The organism is uncultured Amaricoccus sp. (assembly GCF_937891315.1).
Lineage (GTDB): Bacteria > Pseudomonadota > Alphaproteobacteria > Rhodobacterales > Rhodobacteraceae > Amaricoccus.
The window spans coordinates 23,446-38,037 of record NZ_CALAGI010000140.1; the positions used below are offsets into that span (position 1 = coordinate 23,446).

The following is a 14,592-nucleotide window of genomic DNA, read 5'->3' on the forward strand; positions in this document are numbered from 1 at the left end:
CCAACCAGACGGGATCTCTGGACCACCACCTCCGCGCCCTCGCCGACCATGCGGGGCGCGGCGCCCGCCGCGCCTGATCCACAGGCGCCGACCAGCCGCCGAGCACCCCTTCGCTGACCCGGGGCTCAGCCCTCCAGTGCCTCGGAAGCCCTGAGCGACCACGCCGCCGCTCGGCTTCTTCCAGTTTCATATTGGCAGAATTCCTATCGGGCAGGACGAGGGGCCCCGCCAAAGGGCGGGGAGAAACCTGACTCGCGGCCAACAGGCCGCTCCTGTGGCGGCCGCGGCAGCGGCCGCCGGGCCCAAGGGCGGAGCGCCAAGGGGCAGGCGTCAGAGGCAGACCCCGTCGATCAGCACGCCGCCCGAACCGCCGTCGTCGCAGGGAACGGCGCGGACCGGGGCGGCGGTCACCGAAGGACCGGACGATGGCTCGGACGGCGGCTCGGACGATCCGCAGGCGGCCAGCCAGAGGCTCGCAAACAGCATGACCAGACCGCGCTCCATCTCTCCGACCCCCTCCGGTTGAAATCGGCCCACCCTCTCCCCGCCCCGTCGCGGGATCAAGCAAAATCCCGAGGCCCGCCCGCTCTGGAGTCTCGCCGCGTCGCGATGTCATAACCGCGGCTCCGAGAGCGCCCGCCGCCACTGTCTCGTAAGGATCCCCATGTTCGGTTTGCCCGTCCCGGTCGTCACCATCGGCCTCCTGATCGCCTCGAACGTCTTCATGACATTCGCCTGGTATGGGCATCTGAAATATCCCGCCACGCCGCTGGTCACCGTGATCTTCGTCAGCTGGGGCATCGCCTTCTTCGAATACATGTTGCAGGTGCCGGCCAACCGCGTGGGCCATACGCATTTCAGCGCGGCCGAACTCAAGACCATCCAGGAGGTGATCACCCTGGCGGTCTTCGCCGTCTTCTCGGTCACCTATCTCGGCGAGGCCCTGCGCTGGAACCACGCGGTCGGCTTCGCGCTGATCGCGCTGGGCGCCGCCTTCGTGTTCAAACCGTTCTGAAACGGCCTGCGCCGGCCGGTCAGGCCGGTGCGCGGTCCCAGGTCGGGTGGAACCGCCCCTCGGGCGACAGGGTGAAGATCTCGCAGCCCCCCGCGGTCACGCCGATCGAATGCTCGAATTGCGCGCTGAGCGAGCGATCCTTGGTCACCGCCGTCCAGTCGTCATCGAGCACCTTGGTCTCCGGCCGGCCGAGATTGATCATCGGCTCGATGGTGAAGAACATGCCCTCCTCCAGCACCGGCCCGGTGCCCCAGCGCCCGTAGTGCAGCACGTTCGGCGCCGCGTGGAACACCCGGCCAAGCCCGTGACCGCAGAAGTCGCGCACCACCGAGCAGCGATGCGCCTCGGCGTAGCGCTGGATCGCCGCGCCGATGTCGCCGAAGGTCTGGCCGGGCCGGACCTGGGCGATGCCCTCCATCAGCGCGTCGTGGGTGATGTCGATCAGCCGCTCGGCCTTGCGCGGCGGGGGGCCCGCCACGTACATCCGGCTCGAATCGCCGTACCAGCCGTCGAGGATCACGGTCACGTCGATATTCAGCACGTCACCGTCGCGCAGCCGCCTGTCCGACGGGATGCCGTGACAGACCACGTGGTTGATCGAGACGCAGGAGGCGTGGCGATAGCCCTTGTAGCCGACCGTCGCCGACACCGCGCCCGCGTCCCCGATCATCCGGTGGATCGCCGTGTCGAGCTCCAGCGTCGAGACGCCGGGTCTGACCTCGTGGCGAATCGCGTCGAGGATGCGCGCGACCAGCAGGCCGGCGGCGCGCATGCCGTCGAAATCCCGCGCCTCGTGGATGCGGATGCCGTCCTTGTTCAGGCGGCTGGGCAGATAACCTTCCAAGGCGGGCTCTCCTGACAGAATGCACCCTCGTCGCGTCCGGGAAATACGCCGGGTCCGCGCCGATTTCAAACCTCAAGGGCGCAAGGTAGTGGCCGCGCGCCCAGGTTTCCACCCCGGAGGACGCGGGTAGCGGCCCAATTCGGACACCGCGGGGCGCGGCTTCCCGCATGACGCCGCCGGGAAAGCGGATATACCTGCGCGAATCCCCGCGATGCCGGAGCCTTCGCCCCATGCCAAATCCCACCGCCGCCATGCTGACCATCGGGGACGAGATCCTCTCCGGCCGCACTCAGGACACCAACATGCCGCATCTCGCCCGGGCGCTGGTCGAGAAGGGCATCGCGCTGCGCGAGACCCGCGTGGTGCCCGACGTCGCCGAGGAGATCATCGCGGCGGTCAATGCGCTGCGCGCGCGCTACACTCATGTCTTCACCTCGGGCGGCATCGGTCCGACGCATGACGACATCACGGCGGACTCGGTCGCCGCGGCCTTCGGTGTCGGGATCGACGTGCGCGAGGATGCCCGCGCGCTCCTCGCCAGCAACTACGCCAATCCGGAGGTGGAGCTGAACCCGGCCCGGCTGCGCATGGCGCGCATTCCCGACGGCGCGACGCTGATCGTCAACGCGGTCTCGAAGGCCCCCGGCTTCTCGCTCGGCAACGTGCATGTCATGGCCGGCGTGCCCTCGGTGTTCCACGCGATGGTCGCCGCGCTCCTGCCCGGCCTGGAAGGCGGCGCGCCGATGCTGTCCGGAACGCTGCGCGTCGATCATCCGGAGGGCAAGGTCGCGGGCCCGCTGAAGGCGGTGGCCGAGGCGCATCCGGGCGTCTCGATCGGCAGCTATCCCTTCAGCGAGGAAGGCCGCCACGGCACCAACCTCGTCGCCCGGACCGAGGATGCCGGCGCCCTCGACGCGGCGATGGCCGATCTCCGCGCGATGACGGCCCGTCTCGGCGAGGCGTGACCCGGAATCGCCGGAGCCGGGCCGCTGGCGAGCGAGCCGGCGCAAGGGCTCGCGGAGACGCTTGACGCGAGACACAGCCACGCGGGGGTCGCGAGCCGATCCGGAACAACGAAACGCGATAACCCTAGGATGTGATTGGCGGGGATGTGATTGGCGGGCGCTTGCCTCTGGTCAGGCTGGCCGCGATAGTGATTTGGCGGCGCGCGCGCAACAAAGTCGCGGGATGGGGATGGAAAGTCTCGAACTCGTCAACACGCTGATCTTCGTCGGCGCGGCCCTCGTGCTGATCGGCATCTTCTCCAGCCTCGTCGCCACCCGGTTCGGCGCGCCGCTGCTGCTCGTGTTCCTCGTGGTTGGCATGCTCGCGGGCGAGGATGGGCCGGGCGGCATCGTCTTCGACAATTACCGCGTCACCTATCTCGTCGGCTCGATCGCGCTGTCGATCATCCTGTTCGACGGTGGCCTGCGCACCCGGTTCTCGGTGTTTCGCGGTGTGCTCGCGCCCTCGATGCTGCTGGCGACGGCGGGGGTGGTGATCACCGCCGCGATCACCGGGGTCGCCGGCATGTGGGTGCTCGACCTCGCGCCGGTCGAGGCGCTGCTGCTCGGGGCGATCGTCGCCTCGACCGACGCGGCGGCTGTGTTCTTCCTGCTGCGCACCGGCGGGCTGCGACTGCAAAGTCGGGTCGGATCGACGCTCGAGATCGAATCCGGCACCAATGATCCGATCGCGGTATTCCTCGTCATCGTGCTGACCGAATATCTGCTCTCGGACCATTCCATGTCCGGCTGGCTGGTGGCGCTGCATATCGGCCAGCAGGCGGTGATCGGCGCGGCGGCGGGGATCTGCGGCGGGTTGGCGCTGGTCTGGGTGCTCAATCGCATCCAGATGCCTGGCGGCCTGCATCCGCTCTTCGTGGTGGCCAGCGCCGTGCTCATCTCGTCGGCGACCTCGCTCGCCCAGGGCAGCGGGCTGCTCGCGGTCTATATCGCCGGGCTCGTGATGGCGAACCGGCCAACACGGGCCTATCCCTCGATCGTCGGCTTCCACGACGCGGTGACCTGGCTCTGCCAGATCGTGATGTTCCTGGTGCTCGGTCTGCTCGTCACCCCGAGCGCGCTCTGGGACTTCGCCCTGCCCGGCATCGTCATCGCGCTGGTGCTCACCTTCGTCGCGCGCCCCGCCGCCGTCTGGGCCTGCCTCGGGCCCTTCGGCTTCGAGCGCAACGAGAAGCTCTTCGTCTCCTGGGTCGGGCTGCGCGGCGCCGTCTCGATCTTTCTCGCCGCGATCCCGACACTGGCCGGGGTCACCGACGGCGCGGTCTATTTCAACATCGCCTTCTTCGTCGTGCTCCTGTCGCTCGCCGGCCAGGGCTCGACGCTCACCAAAGCCGCGCACTGGTTCGGCGTCGCCCTGAAGAAGACGACGCCGAGCAGAAGCCGCATCGAGATCGACATTCCCGGCCAGACCGCGCAGGAGATCGTCGGCTACGCCGTCACTGGCGACAGCGTGATCCTCGGCCTGTCGCGAATGCCGGCATGGGCGCGCCAACTGATGGTGGTCCGCAAGACCCAGATCCTCGATCCGCCAACCGCGGGGCCTTTGCGCGCCGGCGACTATTGTTATTTCCTCGTCCCGCGCGAGCGGTTGCCGCGGCTCGACAGCCTTTTTCGCACCAGCCCGGACGTGGCGCGCCGCCTCGGTTTCATGTTCGGCGAACTGCCGATCCGGGGCGAAAGCCGGATTGGCGAGGTGGCCGCCTTCTATGGCCTCGATTTCGGCGCGGCCGACCCCAAGACGACGATTGCCGACTGGGCGGCGAAGACGCTCGGCGCGAAGCCGGCCCTCGACGCGCGGATCAGCCTGCCCGGCGCGCAGTTCGTGGTCCGCAAGCTCGAATCGGGGCGCGTCGCCAGTCTCGGCCTGCAACTCAACGAGTTGCTGCGGGTTGAGCCCGACGAGAGTCTGCTGCGCCGCCTCGAGGAGGAGGCCGACGAACTCGGCCCCCTGCGCCGCTGGGTCGGTCGTCTCCACCCCCGCCGGCCCTCTAGCCCGCGAAACGACGGCTCGTAACCCGTGGACCATTCGCGAGGAGCGGTCGAATGGGATCGCCGTGGCCCGCCCCGCCCGCGGGGCTTGCGCCGGGGCGCTGCTTGACCGTAGGAGGTCCGAGGGCGGACGTGGCGAAACGGTAGACGCGGCGGACTTAAAATCCGCTTCCTTCGGGGGTGTGGGTTCAAGTCCCACCGTCCGCACCAGAACCGGCGCTAGACGTGGGGCGAACGGGCTGAGAGGATAACCCCGACCCACGGCGCCGGAGGTTTCATGTTCCCGCTCTCCCGCATGCTGGAAGCCTTCGTCAAGGTCGGCACCCTGACGGTGATCGACGCCGACGGTGAAACCCATGTCTTTGGCGGATCACGACCCGGTCCGGCGGTGACGATGCGGATCAGCGACGCCTCGCTCTATCGCAAGCTCTTCTTCAACCCCGAACTCCATGCCGGCGAGGCGTACATGGACGCGCGGATGACCTTCCCCGGATCGAGCCTCCGCGACTTCCTCACCCTCTTCTCGCTCAATCGCCAGACACTGGCCGGCCAGCCGACCCAGCGCCTGCTGCGCCGGATCTCGCGCGGCCTGAAGCGCTTCCAGCAGGCGAACTCGCTCGGTCGCGCGCGCGAAAACGTCGCCCATCACTACGATCTCGGCAACGACTTCTACCGCCTATTCCTCGACAAGGGCCTGTTCTATTCCTGCGCCTATTTCCGCGACGAGACCGACACGCTGGAGGCCGCCCAGATCGCGAAATGCCGGCTGATCGCGGCGAAGCTCGCCTTGTCTCCCGGTCAGCGCGTGCTCGACATCGGCAGCGGCTGGGGCGGGCTCGCGATCTATCTCGCACAGGTCGCCGAGGTGGACGTGACCGGCGTCACCCTGTCCACCGAGCAGCACGCGCTCGCCACCGCCCGGGCGGCGGAGGCGGGCGTGGCGGAACGCGTCCGCTTCGAGCTCCGCGACTATCGCACGATCGACGAGAGCTTCGACCGCGTGGTCTCGGTCGGCATGTTCGAGCATGTCGGCGTCGGCCACTACCCCGAGTTCTTCGCCAGGGTGAACCGGCTCCTCGCGCCGGACGGGGTGATGCTGCTGCATTCGATCGGCAAGATGAGCCCGCCCGGCACCGCGAGCCCCTGGCTGCGCAAGTACATCTTCCCGGGCGCCTATTCCCCGGCCCTGTCCGAAGTCTTTCCGGCGGTCGAGGCGAACGGCCTCTGGGTGACCGACCTCGAATTCCTGCGCATCCACTATGCGATGACGCTGCGCCAATGGACGGACCGGTTCGAGGCCAATCGCGCCGCCGTCGCCGCGATGTATGACGAGCGCTTCTGCCGGATGTGGGAATTCTACCTCATCTCCTGCGAGATGATGTTCCGCACCGGCTCGCAGGAGGTGTTCCACATGCAGCTGACCAAGCGCAACACCGCCGCGCCCATCGTCCGCGACTACATCGTGGAGACCCAGGCCCGCTACCGGGAGATCGAGCGCGAGCGCGGGATCTCCTGACCCGGGTCAGGAGAGTCGCGTCCCCTCCGGCACCGGAAAGCCGCGGAGGAGTTCGTCGGCGGACATCGGCGCCTTGCCGGCGCGCTGCAGGCGCGTGAGGCGGACGGCGCCTTCGCCGCAGGCGATCGTGAGCCCCTCGCCTCCCGCGTCCAGCACCTCGCCGGGTACGCCGGCGCCCTCGGCGGTCGCGCTCATCAGGAGCTTCAACCGCTCCGCGCCGATCCCGCACCAGGCGCCGGGAAAGGGCGACAGGCCGCGGATGAGACGATCCACCCCGGCCGCCGGAAGTGTCCAGTCCACCCGCGCCTCGGACTTGTCGATCTTGCCGGCGTAGGTGACGCCCTCCGCCGGCTGCGGCGCGGGGGCGAGTTCATCCAGCCGCGACAGCGCCGCGACGATCAGCCCGGCACCGATCCGCGACAGCCGGTCGTGCAGCGTCGCGGCGGTATCCCCGGCGCCGATCGGCGTCGTTTCGCGCAGCCAGACCGGCCCAGTGTCGAGGCCGACCTCCATCCCCATCACGCAGACCCCGGTCTCGGCGTCCCCGGCGAGAATCGCGCGCTGGATCGGCGCCGCGCCGCGCCAGCGGGGCAGCAGCGAGGCATGGATGTTGAAGCAGCCCCGCGCCGTCGCCCCGAGCACGGCGGCCGGCAGGATCAGCCCATAGGCGACCACCACCGCCGCCTCCGCCCCGAACGCGGCGAAGGCCGCGCGCTCCGCCGGGTCGCGAAAATTGACGGGTTGTCGGGTCTGCAGGCCGAGCGCCTCGGCGCGCGCCTGGACCGGGCTCGGCCGCGGGCGCTGGCCGCGTCCAGCCGGTCGCGGCGGCTGACTGTAGACACAGACGATCTCGTGCCCGGCCGCGACCAGCGCCTCGAGCGCCGGCACCGAGAAATCCGGCGTTCCCATGAAGATCAGCCGCATGGATCAGGCGGCGCGCGCCGTCAGGCCCGCGCCCGCTCCTTCTTCAGCTTCTTCATGCGCGAGGTGATCATGGTCCGCTTCACCATGCTGAGATGGTCGATGAACAGGCGCCCCTTCAGATGGTCGAGCTCGTGCTGGACGCAAACCGCCGGCCTGTCGGAGAACTCCGCTTCCTGTACATGGCCGTCGAGATCCATCCAGCGCAGCCGCACCCGCGCGTGGCGCGTCACGTCCTCGTAGATGTCGGGGATCGAGAGGCAACCCTCCTCGCTCACCTCCATCTCCTCCGAGGTCCAGGTGATCTCGGGATTGAGGAACACCATCGGGTCGGGCGAATCGTCCTTGCCGGCGCAATCCATGACGAAGACCTGCTTCATCACGCCGATCTGGGGCGCGGCGAGCCCGATGCCGGGCGCGTCGTACATGGTGGCCAGCATGTCCTTGGTCAGAGTCCGCAGGCCCTCGTCGACCGCGCGCACCGGGGTCGCCAGCTTGCGCAGGCGGGGGTCGGGATGGATCAGGATTTGCCGCACGGTCATGGCCGCGAAATAGGCGATGATCCGGGGTTTGACAAGCGCGCCGCCACTCGGCGGCGGGGTGATCACACCTGAGGCGACACTTGCTGTCGCCTTGCCGCCGAGGACAGTCCAGTTACCGCGCGTCAGGCGGCGGATCGGAACGCCCCGAACGGCGCAACCGGACCCGTTGTCCGCCGGACAGGAAATTCGGCGGTATCTCGGGTCCGGCGCGTTCTGATCGCAGATCGGCTCGCGCTCAGACGCGGCGTTCGATCATCAGTTGCTTGATCGAGGCGATCGCCTTCGCGGGATTGAGGCCCTTCGGACAAGTCTTCGCGCAATTCATGATCGTGTGGCAGCGATAGAGCTTGAACGGATCCTCGAGCTCGTCGAGCCGCTCGCCGGTCGCCTCATCGCGGCTGTCGATGATCCATCGATAGGCATGGAGCAGCGCCGCCGGCCCGAGATACCGGTCGCCATTCCACCAGTAGCTCGGGCAGGAGGTCGAGCAACAGGCGCACATCACGCATTCATACAGTCCGTCGAGCTTGCGCCGATCGTCGATCGACTGTTTCCACTCCACCGCCGGCTGGTTGGTCTTGGTCTCGAGCCAAGGCATGATGCTGGCGTGCTGGGCGTAGAAATGCGTCAGGTCGGCGACCAGATCCTTCACCACCGGCATGTGCGGCAGCGGATAGATCTTCACGTCGCCCTTGATCTCGTCCATGCCCCAGATACAGGCGAGCCGGTTGATCCCGTCGATATTCATCGCGCAGGAACCGCAGATCCCCTCGCGGCACGATCGGCGGAAGGTCAGCGTCGGGTCGATCTCGTTCTTGATCTTGATCAGCGCGTCGAGGACCATCGGGCCGCACTTGTCCATATCGACATGATAGGTGTCGATCCGCGGGTTCGCCGCCTCGTCCGGGTTGTAGCGATAGATCCTGAAGGCCCGGACGTTGGTCGCGCCCTCCGGCTTCGGCCAGACCTTGCCGGTGACAACCCGGCTGTTCTTCGGCAGCGTGAACTCGACCATCTCTCGGCTCCCTCAGTATACCCGGGCTTTCGGCGCGATCTTCTTCAGGTCGATCCCGCCCTCTTCATAGGTGCTCAGCGGTTCGAGATGTACGGGGCGATAGCTCAGCGTCACGCTGTTGTCGTCGCCCACCACCGACAGGCTGTGCTTGCGCCAGTTCACGTCGTCGCGGTTCGGCCAATCCTCGTGGGCGTGGGCGCCCCGGCTTTCCTTGCGCGCCTCCGCCGCGACGATGGTGGCCAGCGCGTTCGGCATCAGGTTGGTCAGTTCCAGCGTTTCCATCAGATCCGAGTTCCAGATCAGCGAACGGTCGCTGACCTTGATGTCCCGCATCTGCTGGGCGACGGCGGCCATCTTCTCGACGCCCTCCGCCAGCGTCTTGTCGGTGCGGAACACCGCCGCGTCCGCTTGCATGGTCCGCTGCATGTTCAACCGGAGTTCGGCGGTCGCGATCTGACCGGCCGCGTTGCGCAGGCCGTCGAACCGCGCCACCGCCTTCTCGACCGACGCCGGGTTCAACGGCGGATTCGCCGTCTCGGGATCGACGACCTTCGCCGCCCGGATCGCCGCCGCCCGGCCGAAGACCACGAGGTCGATCAGGCTGTTCGAGCCCAGCCGATTCGCACCATGCACGGAGGCGCAGCCCGCCTCGCCAACCGCCATCAGCCCGGGCAGCACCCGATCGGGATCCTCCGCCGTCGGGTGCAGCACTTCGCCCCAGTAGTTGGTCGGAATGCCGCCCATATTGTAGTGCACGGTCGGCAGAACCGGGATCGGCGCCTTGGTCAGATCGACGCCGGCGAAGATCTTGGCGCTCTCGCTGATGCCCGGCAGGCGCTCGGCCAGCGCCTCGGGCGGCAGGTGGTTGAGGTTCAGATAGATATGGTCCTTGTTCGGACCGACGCCGCGGCCCTCGCGGATCTCGATGGTCATGCAGCGCGACACGACGTCGCGGCTGGCGAGATCCTTGTAGGTCGGGGCATAGCGCTCCATGAAGCGCTCGCCCTCGGAATTGGTCAGGTAGCCGCCCTCGCCCCGCGCGCCCTCGGTGATCAGGCAGCCCGAGCCGTAGATGCCGGTCGGATGGAACTGGACGAACTCCATGTCCTGCAATGGCAGGCCCTGGCGGGCGACCATGCCGCCGCCGTCGCCGGTGCAGGTATGCGCGCTCGTCGCCGAGAAATACGCCCGGCCGTAGCCGCCGGTGGCGAGCACCGTCATCTTGGCGTTGAACCGGTGCAGGGTCCCGTCGTCGAGCTTCCAGGCGAGCACGCCCTGACAGGCGCCGTCCTCGGCCATGATCAGGTCGATGGCGAAATATTCGATGTAGAACTGGGCGTTATGCTTCAGGCTCTGGCCGTAGAGCGTGTGCAGGATCGCATGGCCGGTCCGGTCGGCGGCGGCGCAGGTACGCTGCACCGGCGGGCCCTCGCCGAACTCGGTCGTGTGGCCACCGAACGGGCGCTGGTAGATCCGACCGTCCTCGGTGCGTGAAAACGGCACGCCATAATGTTCGAGCTCGTAGACCGCCTTCGGCGCCTCGCGGGTGAGATATTCCATCGCGTCGGTGTCGCCGAGCCAGTCCGAGCCCTTCACCGTGTCGTACATGTGCCACTGCCAGTGGTCGGGGCCCATGTTGGAGAGGCTGGCCGCGATGCCACCCTGCGCGGCGACGGTATGGCTGCGGGTCGGGAAGACCTTGGTGACGCAGGCGGTCTTCAGCCCCTGCTCCGCCATGCCGAGAGTCGCTCGCAGGCCCGAGCCCCCCGCCCCGACCACGACGACGTCATAGGTGTGGTCAATGAAGGTATAGCCAGACATGGGCGTCCTTTCAGGCTGTGAACGCGATCTTGGCGACGGCGAAGACGCCGGCCAGACCGAAGGCCGCGCAAAGCAGCGTATTGGCGAGCAGAAGGGCCGTGCGGGTCGCCTTGCCGTGCACGTAATCCTCGATCACCACCTGCAGCCCCTGCCGCAGATGAATGAAGACCACGATGATCAGCAGGAGCGCGACGATGGCGTTGAACGGGTTGGAATAGGTCGCCCGCACCGTCGCATAGTCGGCGCCGAGGTTGCGCGCGAACGGAAACAGGAACAGCAGCGTCAAAGGCAGAAGCGCGATCGAGGTCAGGCGCTGGCCCCACCAGTGATCGCTGCCCTCCTTGGCCGAACCGAGGCCGTTCACGCGCTGCTTGTCGGTACGGTAGCTCATGGGCTGGCTCCTCAGAAGGCGAGCAACAGTGTGATCACAGACAGGACCGCGGTCGCCACGATCACCGTCTTGCCGGATTTGTCCACCATGTCGAGATCGAAGCCGTAGCCCGCGTCCCAGAACAGGTGCCGCACACCGTTGCAGAAATGGAACCAGAAGGCGACAAGCGAGCCGATCAGGATCAGGCCACCGATCCAGGAGGTGATGATCCCGTCGACGGTGGCGAAATATTCGGCGGAAGTCGCCGCGGCGAGGAACCACCAGACGATCAGGACCGCCGCGAGCGTCATCCCGACACCGGTGATGCGATGCAGGATCGACAGCACCGAGGTAATCTGCGGCCGATAGACCTCACCGATCATGAAAGGCGAAAGGGGCCTGTTGCCACGGTTTACGTCAGCCAAATCGTGCCCTCCCTAACGCCGTCGCAGGTTCGAAGCGGGACGTTCGACGCCCCTGATCGAGAACCATCGCGGCCTGAGTCCGGGCCAGTCCCGGCCCCTGTATCGTCTATTGGCACAACTTTCCGGGTGAATGCAAGCGGCTGGAATTTGTGATCACACGTTGGAATTTTTCGATCCCAACCGTCACCCTTAACGCGGAACCAGTGCCCAGTAATCGAGATCGAGCAGGACGCCCGGCAGGTATTTCCCGTCGGCTCCGCGCAGCGCGTAGTCTTGGGTTCCACCCGTGACCGCCACCAGCCGAAGCCTCAGCGCGCCGACGCCGGGCGCCGCCGTCTCGGCCTTTTCCAGCACTTCGGACCAGGCGCCGACCGTCTCGCCGGCGAAGCAGGGGTTGGCATGGGCGCCGGCGTTGATTCCGGCCACGATCTGCGCATTGGCGAGGCCGTTGAAGGACAGCGCCCGCGCCAGACTGATGACATGGCCGCCATAGATCAGCCGCCGGCCATCCTCGCGCAAGGTGGCGTCGAAATGCACCTTCGCGGTGTTCTGCCACAGCCGGGTGGCAATCATGTGCTCGGCTTCCTCGATCGTGACCCGGTCCACATGATCGATCCGCTCGCCGACCTGGTAGTCACCCCAGCGGTGCGGCTCGCCGGCCAGGGCGAAATCGTAGGACGAGAAGTCGAGGCCGGCCGGAATGGCGAGATCCGCCGCCGTCAGCGCGGGCGCGAGATTCGGGACCACCGGCTCGGGCGCCACCGCCGCCCGATCGCGCTTGCGAACCATCACCCAGCGCACATAGCTCAGCACCGGCGCGCCGTGCTGGTTGAACCCCGTCGAGCGCACCCAGACCACGCCGCTCGCACCGTTGGAATTCTCGCGAAGTCCGATCACCTCGCTCACCGAATTCAGCGTGTCGCCGGGATAGACCGGCGCCAGGAATCGCGCCTCGGCATAGCCGAGATTCGCGACGGCGTTCAGGCTGATGTCGGGCACCGTCTTGCCGAAGACGATGTGAAACGCCGCGAGATCCTCGATCGGGCTTCGCGCCAGGCCGCTGGCGCGGGCGAATTCATCCGAGGAATAGAAGGCGAAGCGCGTCGGAAAGAGCGCGGTATAGAGCGCGCGATCGCCTTCCGTCACCGTCCGCGGCACCGCGTGGGCGATGGTCTGACCAACGCGGTAGTCCTCGAAGAAGTTGCCGGAACTCGTCTTGGACATCAAAGCTCTCCCAGCTTCATCTCGGGATCGTAGTCACGCTCGACCCGCTTCACCACCGCCTGGCCGCAACGCATCGCCCCCGCCGCGGCGTCGTAGGCATAGGAGGGATCGCCATAGAGTTCCCACCCCTGGGAGAGCGCGCGGGTGACCTTGTGACAGAAGGCCGAGGTATCGACATCCGTGAGGTAGCGATAGGCGAGCATCGGCGTCAGACCAGAAACGGCGGATAGCCAAGCCAAGTATGGATCATCACGATGGCGCCGAAAGTGACAATGGTGATCAGCCCGAGCCGCGCCTCGGCGGCCACCGGTCCGGGCACGGGCGGCGTCCAGTCGCCCGCGCCGTCGATCATCGCCATGGTGACCACCGCCCAGGTGCCAAGACCGCCGAACAGCACCAGCGAGGCGAGATCGCCGTTCACCAGCAGATGCGCGACCGCCCAGATCACCACGGCGGTCAGCATCGGGTTGCGCAGCCAGCCCTTGATTCGGCTCCTAGAATGGGAGGCGCCGAACAGCAAAACGGCGATCAGCATCAACAGGTTGTTGAGATGCACGGTCCAGCCGGGCGGCGTGTACACCGCGATGTATGGCGCCGCGCGATAGCCGATGATCATGAGGACGAGGCCGGCGGCGATCAGCAGCGCCATGATCCCGCGCGACGGCCCGGCGCCGAGCCGCTCGGTCAGCGCCGCGCGCTCGCCCGGCACCGCGCGCTTGAAGGCATGAGCGAGGCTCCAGACGACGAGGCCAACTATCAGCAGGGTCATCGTCGCCCCCCCTTGTTGCGAAACTAGCTTCCGCTCGCCATCGCCGCGATCGCCGCCGCCCGCGCGAGCAGCCGCCGGGCCGAGGCGACATGCAGGTTCTCGATGATTCGGCCGTTCAGCACCGCGACGCCTTCGCCGCGGGCGGTCGCGCTTTCGAACGCCTCGACCTGAGCCTCGGCCAGCACGATCTCGTCCGGCGAAGGCGCGAAGACTTCGTTGGTGACGGCGAGCTGGTCGGGATGGATCAGCGTCTTGCCGTCGAAGCCCATGTCGCGCCCCTGAACGCAGGCGGCGCGCAGTCCGTCCTGGTCCTGGAAGGCGTTGTAGACACCATCGACGCAGATCAGCCCCTCGGCGCGGGCGGCGAGCAGGCAGAGCCCGAGGCTCGCCAGCAGCGGCGTCCGGTCCGGCGTATGGGCCGCGCCGAGATCCTTGACCAGGTCGTTCGTCCCCATCACGAACCCCTCGAGCCGGGGATGCGCCCCCGCGACCGAGGGCGCGTTCAGCATCGCCCGCGGGGTCTCCATCATCGCCCAGATCCGGGTGCGTACCGGCGCGCCGTTCGCTTCCATCAGATCGGCGAGGCGCAGGATATGCGCCGGCTTCTCGACCTTCGGCAGCAGGATCGCATCGGGTCCGGCCGCGCAGGTCCGCTCCAGATCCTCAAGCCCCCATTCGGTGTCGAGCGCGTTGATCCGCACGATCAGCCGCCGGGCCCCGTAGCCGCCAGCCTCGACCGCCTCGCCGACAAGGTCGCGGGCGCGCGGCTTTTCGGCCGGCGCCACGGCGTCTTCGAGATCGAGGATCAGCGCGTCGGCGGCCAGCGTCCGGGCCTTTTCCAGCGCCCTCGGCCGCGAGCCCGGCATGTAGAGCACCGAGCGATAGGGTTGGACGTTGTGCTCCATCGCATACAAACCCTTGTTGCGTCGCAGCACCCTTTACAAAGGGGTCGGCAAAACACAAGGGCAAACCGACCGGCCCGGCGTCGATCGGCGGCGCCGGCGTTGCGCGCGCGGCCGGCGTTGCGTGCGCGCAAGTCCTGGCGCGCGCGCCGTTAAGACATTCTTCGCCAATGAGCGCGAGGTTAACCAACGGACCGAAACGGTCGGCCCCGGC

16 protein-coding genes and 1 tRNA gene are annotated in these 14,592 nt (G+C 67.6%); 5 read left to right on the plus strand and 12 right to left on the minus strand.

What is annotated here, in order from left to right; all coding sequences use genetic code 11:
• Positions 1-330: 330 nt before the first annotated feature.
• Positions 331-504, minus strand: a complete 174-nt coding sequence (locus Q0480_RS13300) for a hypothetical protein (RefSeq protein ID WP_299133624.1) — start codon at positions 502-504, stop codon at positions 331-333.
• Positions 505-664: 160 nt separating this feature from the next.
• Here Q0480_RS13300 and Q0480_RS13305 point away from each other — a divergent pair, with 160 nt between their 5' ends.
• Entirely contained in the window at positions 665-1,015 is a 351-nt protein-coding gene (locus Q0480_RS13305; protein WP_299133625.1) for a DMT family protein, read from the plus strand.
• A gap of 19 nt (positions 1,016-1,034) precedes the next feature.
• Here the strand turns inward: Q0480_RS13305 and map are convergent, their stop codons facing one another.
• Positions 1,035-1,859 (minus strand): type I methionyl aminopeptidase, encoded by an 825-nt coding sequence (gene map / locus Q0480_RS13310; RefSeq protein ID WP_299133627.1) that lies wholly within the window; start codon positions 1,857-1,859, stop codon positions 1,035-1,037.
• A 230-nt stretch (positions 1,860-2,089) separates the two neighbouring features.
• Between map and Q0480_RS13315 the strand changes: the two genes are divergently transcribed.
• The 4 genes from Q0480_RS13315 to Q0480_RS13330 all read left to right on the plus strand — a co-directional run bounded on the left by Q0480_RS13315 (position 2,090) and on the right by Q0480_RS13330 (position 6,389).
• A complete protein-coding gene (locus Q0480_RS13315; RefSeq protein ID WP_299133629.1) occupies positions 2,090-2,824 on the plus strand; it encodes a molybdopterin-binding protein in 735 nt (244 codons plus the stop codon).
• Between the two features lie 229 nt (positions 2,825-3,053).
• Positions 3,054-4,898, plus strand: a complete 1,845-nt coding sequence (locus Q0480_RS13320; RefSeq protein ID WP_299133631.1) for a potassium/proton antiporter — start codon at positions 3,054-3,056, stop codon at positions 4,896-4,898.
• 101 nt (positions 4,899-4,999) lie between these two features.
• Positions 5,000-5,083, plus strand: a tRNA-Leu gene (locus Q0480_RS13325).
• 67 nt (positions 5,084-5,150) lie between these two features.
• Positions 5,151-6,389, plus strand: coding sequence for a cyclopropane-fatty-acyl-phospholipid synthase family protein (locus Q0480_RS13330; protein WP_299133633.1), 1,239 nt, complete (start codon positions 5,151-5,153; stop codon positions 6,387-6,389).
• A gap of 6 nt (positions 6,390-6,395) precedes the next feature.
• Here the strand turns inward: Q0480_RS13330 and fmt are convergent, their stop codons facing one another.
• The 10 genes from fmt to Q0480_RS13380 all read right to left on the minus strand — a co-directional run bounded on the left by fmt (position 6,396) and on the right by Q0480_RS13380 (position 14,381).
• A complete protein-coding gene (gene fmt / locus Q0480_RS13335; RefSeq protein WP_299133634.1) occupies positions 6,396-7,313 on the minus strand; it encodes a methionyl-tRNA formyltransferase in 918 nt (305 codons plus the stop codon).
• Between the two features lie 20 nt (positions 7,314-7,333).
• A complete protein-coding gene (gene def / locus Q0480_RS13340; protein WP_299133635.1) occupies positions 7,334-7,852 on the minus strand; it encodes a peptide deformylase in 519 nt (172 codons plus the stop codon).
• A 235-nt stretch (positions 7,853-8,087) separates the two neighbouring features.
• On the minus strand, positions 8,088-8,867 hold the full coding sequence (locus Q0480_RS13345) for a succinate dehydrogenase iron-sulfur subunit (RefSeq protein WP_299133636.1): 780 nt from the start codon (positions 8,865-8,867) through the stop codon (positions 8,088-8,090).
• Between the two features lie 12 nt (positions 8,868-8,879).
• Positions 8,880-10,688, minus strand: coding sequence for a succinate dehydrogenase flavoprotein subunit (sdhA, locus tag Q0480_RS13350; protein WP_299133637.1), 1,809 nt, complete (start codon positions 10,686-10,688; stop codon positions 8,880-8,882).
• A 10-nt stretch (positions 10,689-10,698) separates the two neighbouring features.
• Positions 10,699-11,079, minus strand: coding sequence for a succinate dehydrogenase, hydrophobic membrane anchor protein (sdhD, locus tag Q0480_RS13355; protein ID WP_299133639.1), 381 nt, complete (start codon positions 11,077-11,079; stop codon positions 10,699-10,701).
• A gap of 11 nt (positions 11,080-11,090) precedes the next feature.
• On the minus strand, positions 11,091-11,483 hold the full coding sequence (sdhC, locus tag Q0480_RS13360; protein WP_299133641.1) for a succinate dehydrogenase, cytochrome b556 subunit: 393 nt from the start codon (positions 11,481-11,483) through the stop codon (positions 11,091-11,093).
• Between the two features lie 189 nt (positions 11,484-11,672).
• The gene (locus Q0480_RS13365) at positions 11,673-12,707 is read right to left on the minus strand and encodes a MaoC family dehydratase (RefSeq protein ID WP_299133643.1); all 1,035 of its coding nucleotides are present in this window, start codon (positions 12,705-12,707) and stop codon (positions 11,673-11,675) included.
• Complete coding sequence (locus Q0480_RS13370) at positions 12,707-12,910, minus strand: DUF1737 domain-containing protein (protein WP_299133645.1); 204 nt, start codon at positions 12,908-12,910, stop codon at positions 12,707-12,709. The genes Q0480_RS13365 and Q0480_RS13370 overlap by 1 nt, the downstream gene beginning before the upstream one ends.
• Positions 12,911-12,915: 5 nt before the next feature.
• A complete protein-coding gene (locus tag Q0480_RS13375; protein WP_299133647.1) occupies positions 12,916-13,476 on the minus strand; it encodes an NnrU family protein in 561 nt (186 codons plus the stop codon).
• A gap of 23 nt (positions 13,477-13,499) precedes the next feature.
• Complete coding sequence (locus Q0480_RS13380) at positions 13,500-14,381, minus strand: CoA ester lyase (protein ID WP_299133649.1); 882 nt, start codon at positions 14,379-14,381, stop codon at positions 13,500-13,502.
• Between the last annotated feature and the right edge of the window lie 211 nt (positions 14,382-14,592).

What these genes read in the sequence shown, in the direction of transcription:
- Q0480_RS13365 (WP_299133643.1), bottom strand. Translation starts at nt 12,707, where the DNA reads ATGTCCAAGACGAGTTCCGGCAACTTCTTCGAGGACTACCGCGTTGGT.
- Q0480_RS13380 (WP_299133649.1), bottom strand. Translation starts at nt 14,381, where the DNA reads ATGGAGCACAACGTCCAACCCTATCGCTCGGTGCTCTACATGCCGGGC.
- sdhA (WP_299133637.1), bottom strand. Translation starts at nt 10,688, where the DNA reads ATGTCTGGCTATACCTTCATTGACCACACCTATGACGTCGTCGTGGTC.
- sdhD (WP_299133639.1), bottom strand. Translation starts at nt 11,079, where the DNA reads ATGAGCTACCGTACCGACAAGCAGCGCGTGAACGGCCTCGGTTCGGCC.
- Q0480_RS13320 (WP_299133631.1), top strand. Translation starts at nt 3,054, where the DNA reads ATGGAAAGTCTCGAACTCGTCAACACGCTGATCTTCGTCGGCGCGGCC.
- def (WP_299133635.1), bottom strand. Translation starts at nt 7,852, where the DNA reads ATGACCGTGCGGCAAATCCTGATCCATCCCGACCCCCGCCTGCGCAAG.
- Q0480_RS13370 (WP_299133645.1), bottom strand. Translation starts at nt 12,910, where the DNA reads ATGCTCGCCTATCGCTACCTCACGGATGTCGATACCTCGGCCTTCTGT.
- Q0480_RS13345 (WP_299133636.1), bottom strand. Translation starts at nt 8,867, where the DNA reads ATGGTCGAGTTCACGCTGCCGAAGAACAGCCGGGTTGTCACCGGCAAG.
- Q0480_RS13315 (WP_299133629.1), top strand. Translation starts at nt 2,090, where the DNA reads ATGCCAAATCCCACCGCCGCCATGCTGACCATCGGGGACGAGATCCTC.
- Q0480_RS13375 (WP_299133647.1), bottom strand. Translation starts at nt 13,476, where the DNA reads ATGACCCTGCTGATAGTTGGCCTCGTCGTCTGGAGCCTCGCTCATGCC.
- fmt (WP_299133634.1), bottom strand. Translation starts at nt 7,313, where the DNA reads ATGCGGCTGATCTTCATGGGAACGCCGGATTTCTCGGTGCCGGCGCTC.
- Q0480_RS13300 (WP_299133624.1), bottom strand. Translation starts at nt 504, where the DNA reads ATGGAGCGCGGTCTGGTCATGCTGTTTGCGAGCCTCTGGCTGGCCGCC.
- Q0480_RS13305 (WP_299133625.1), top strand. Translation starts at nt 665, where the DNA reads ATGTTCGGTTTGCCCGTCCCGGTCGTCACCATCGGCCTCCTGATCGCC.
- Q0480_RS13330 (WP_299133633.1), top strand. Translation starts at nt 5,151, where the DNA reads ATGTTCCCGCTCTCCCGCATGCTGGAAGCCTTCGTCAAGGTCGGCACC.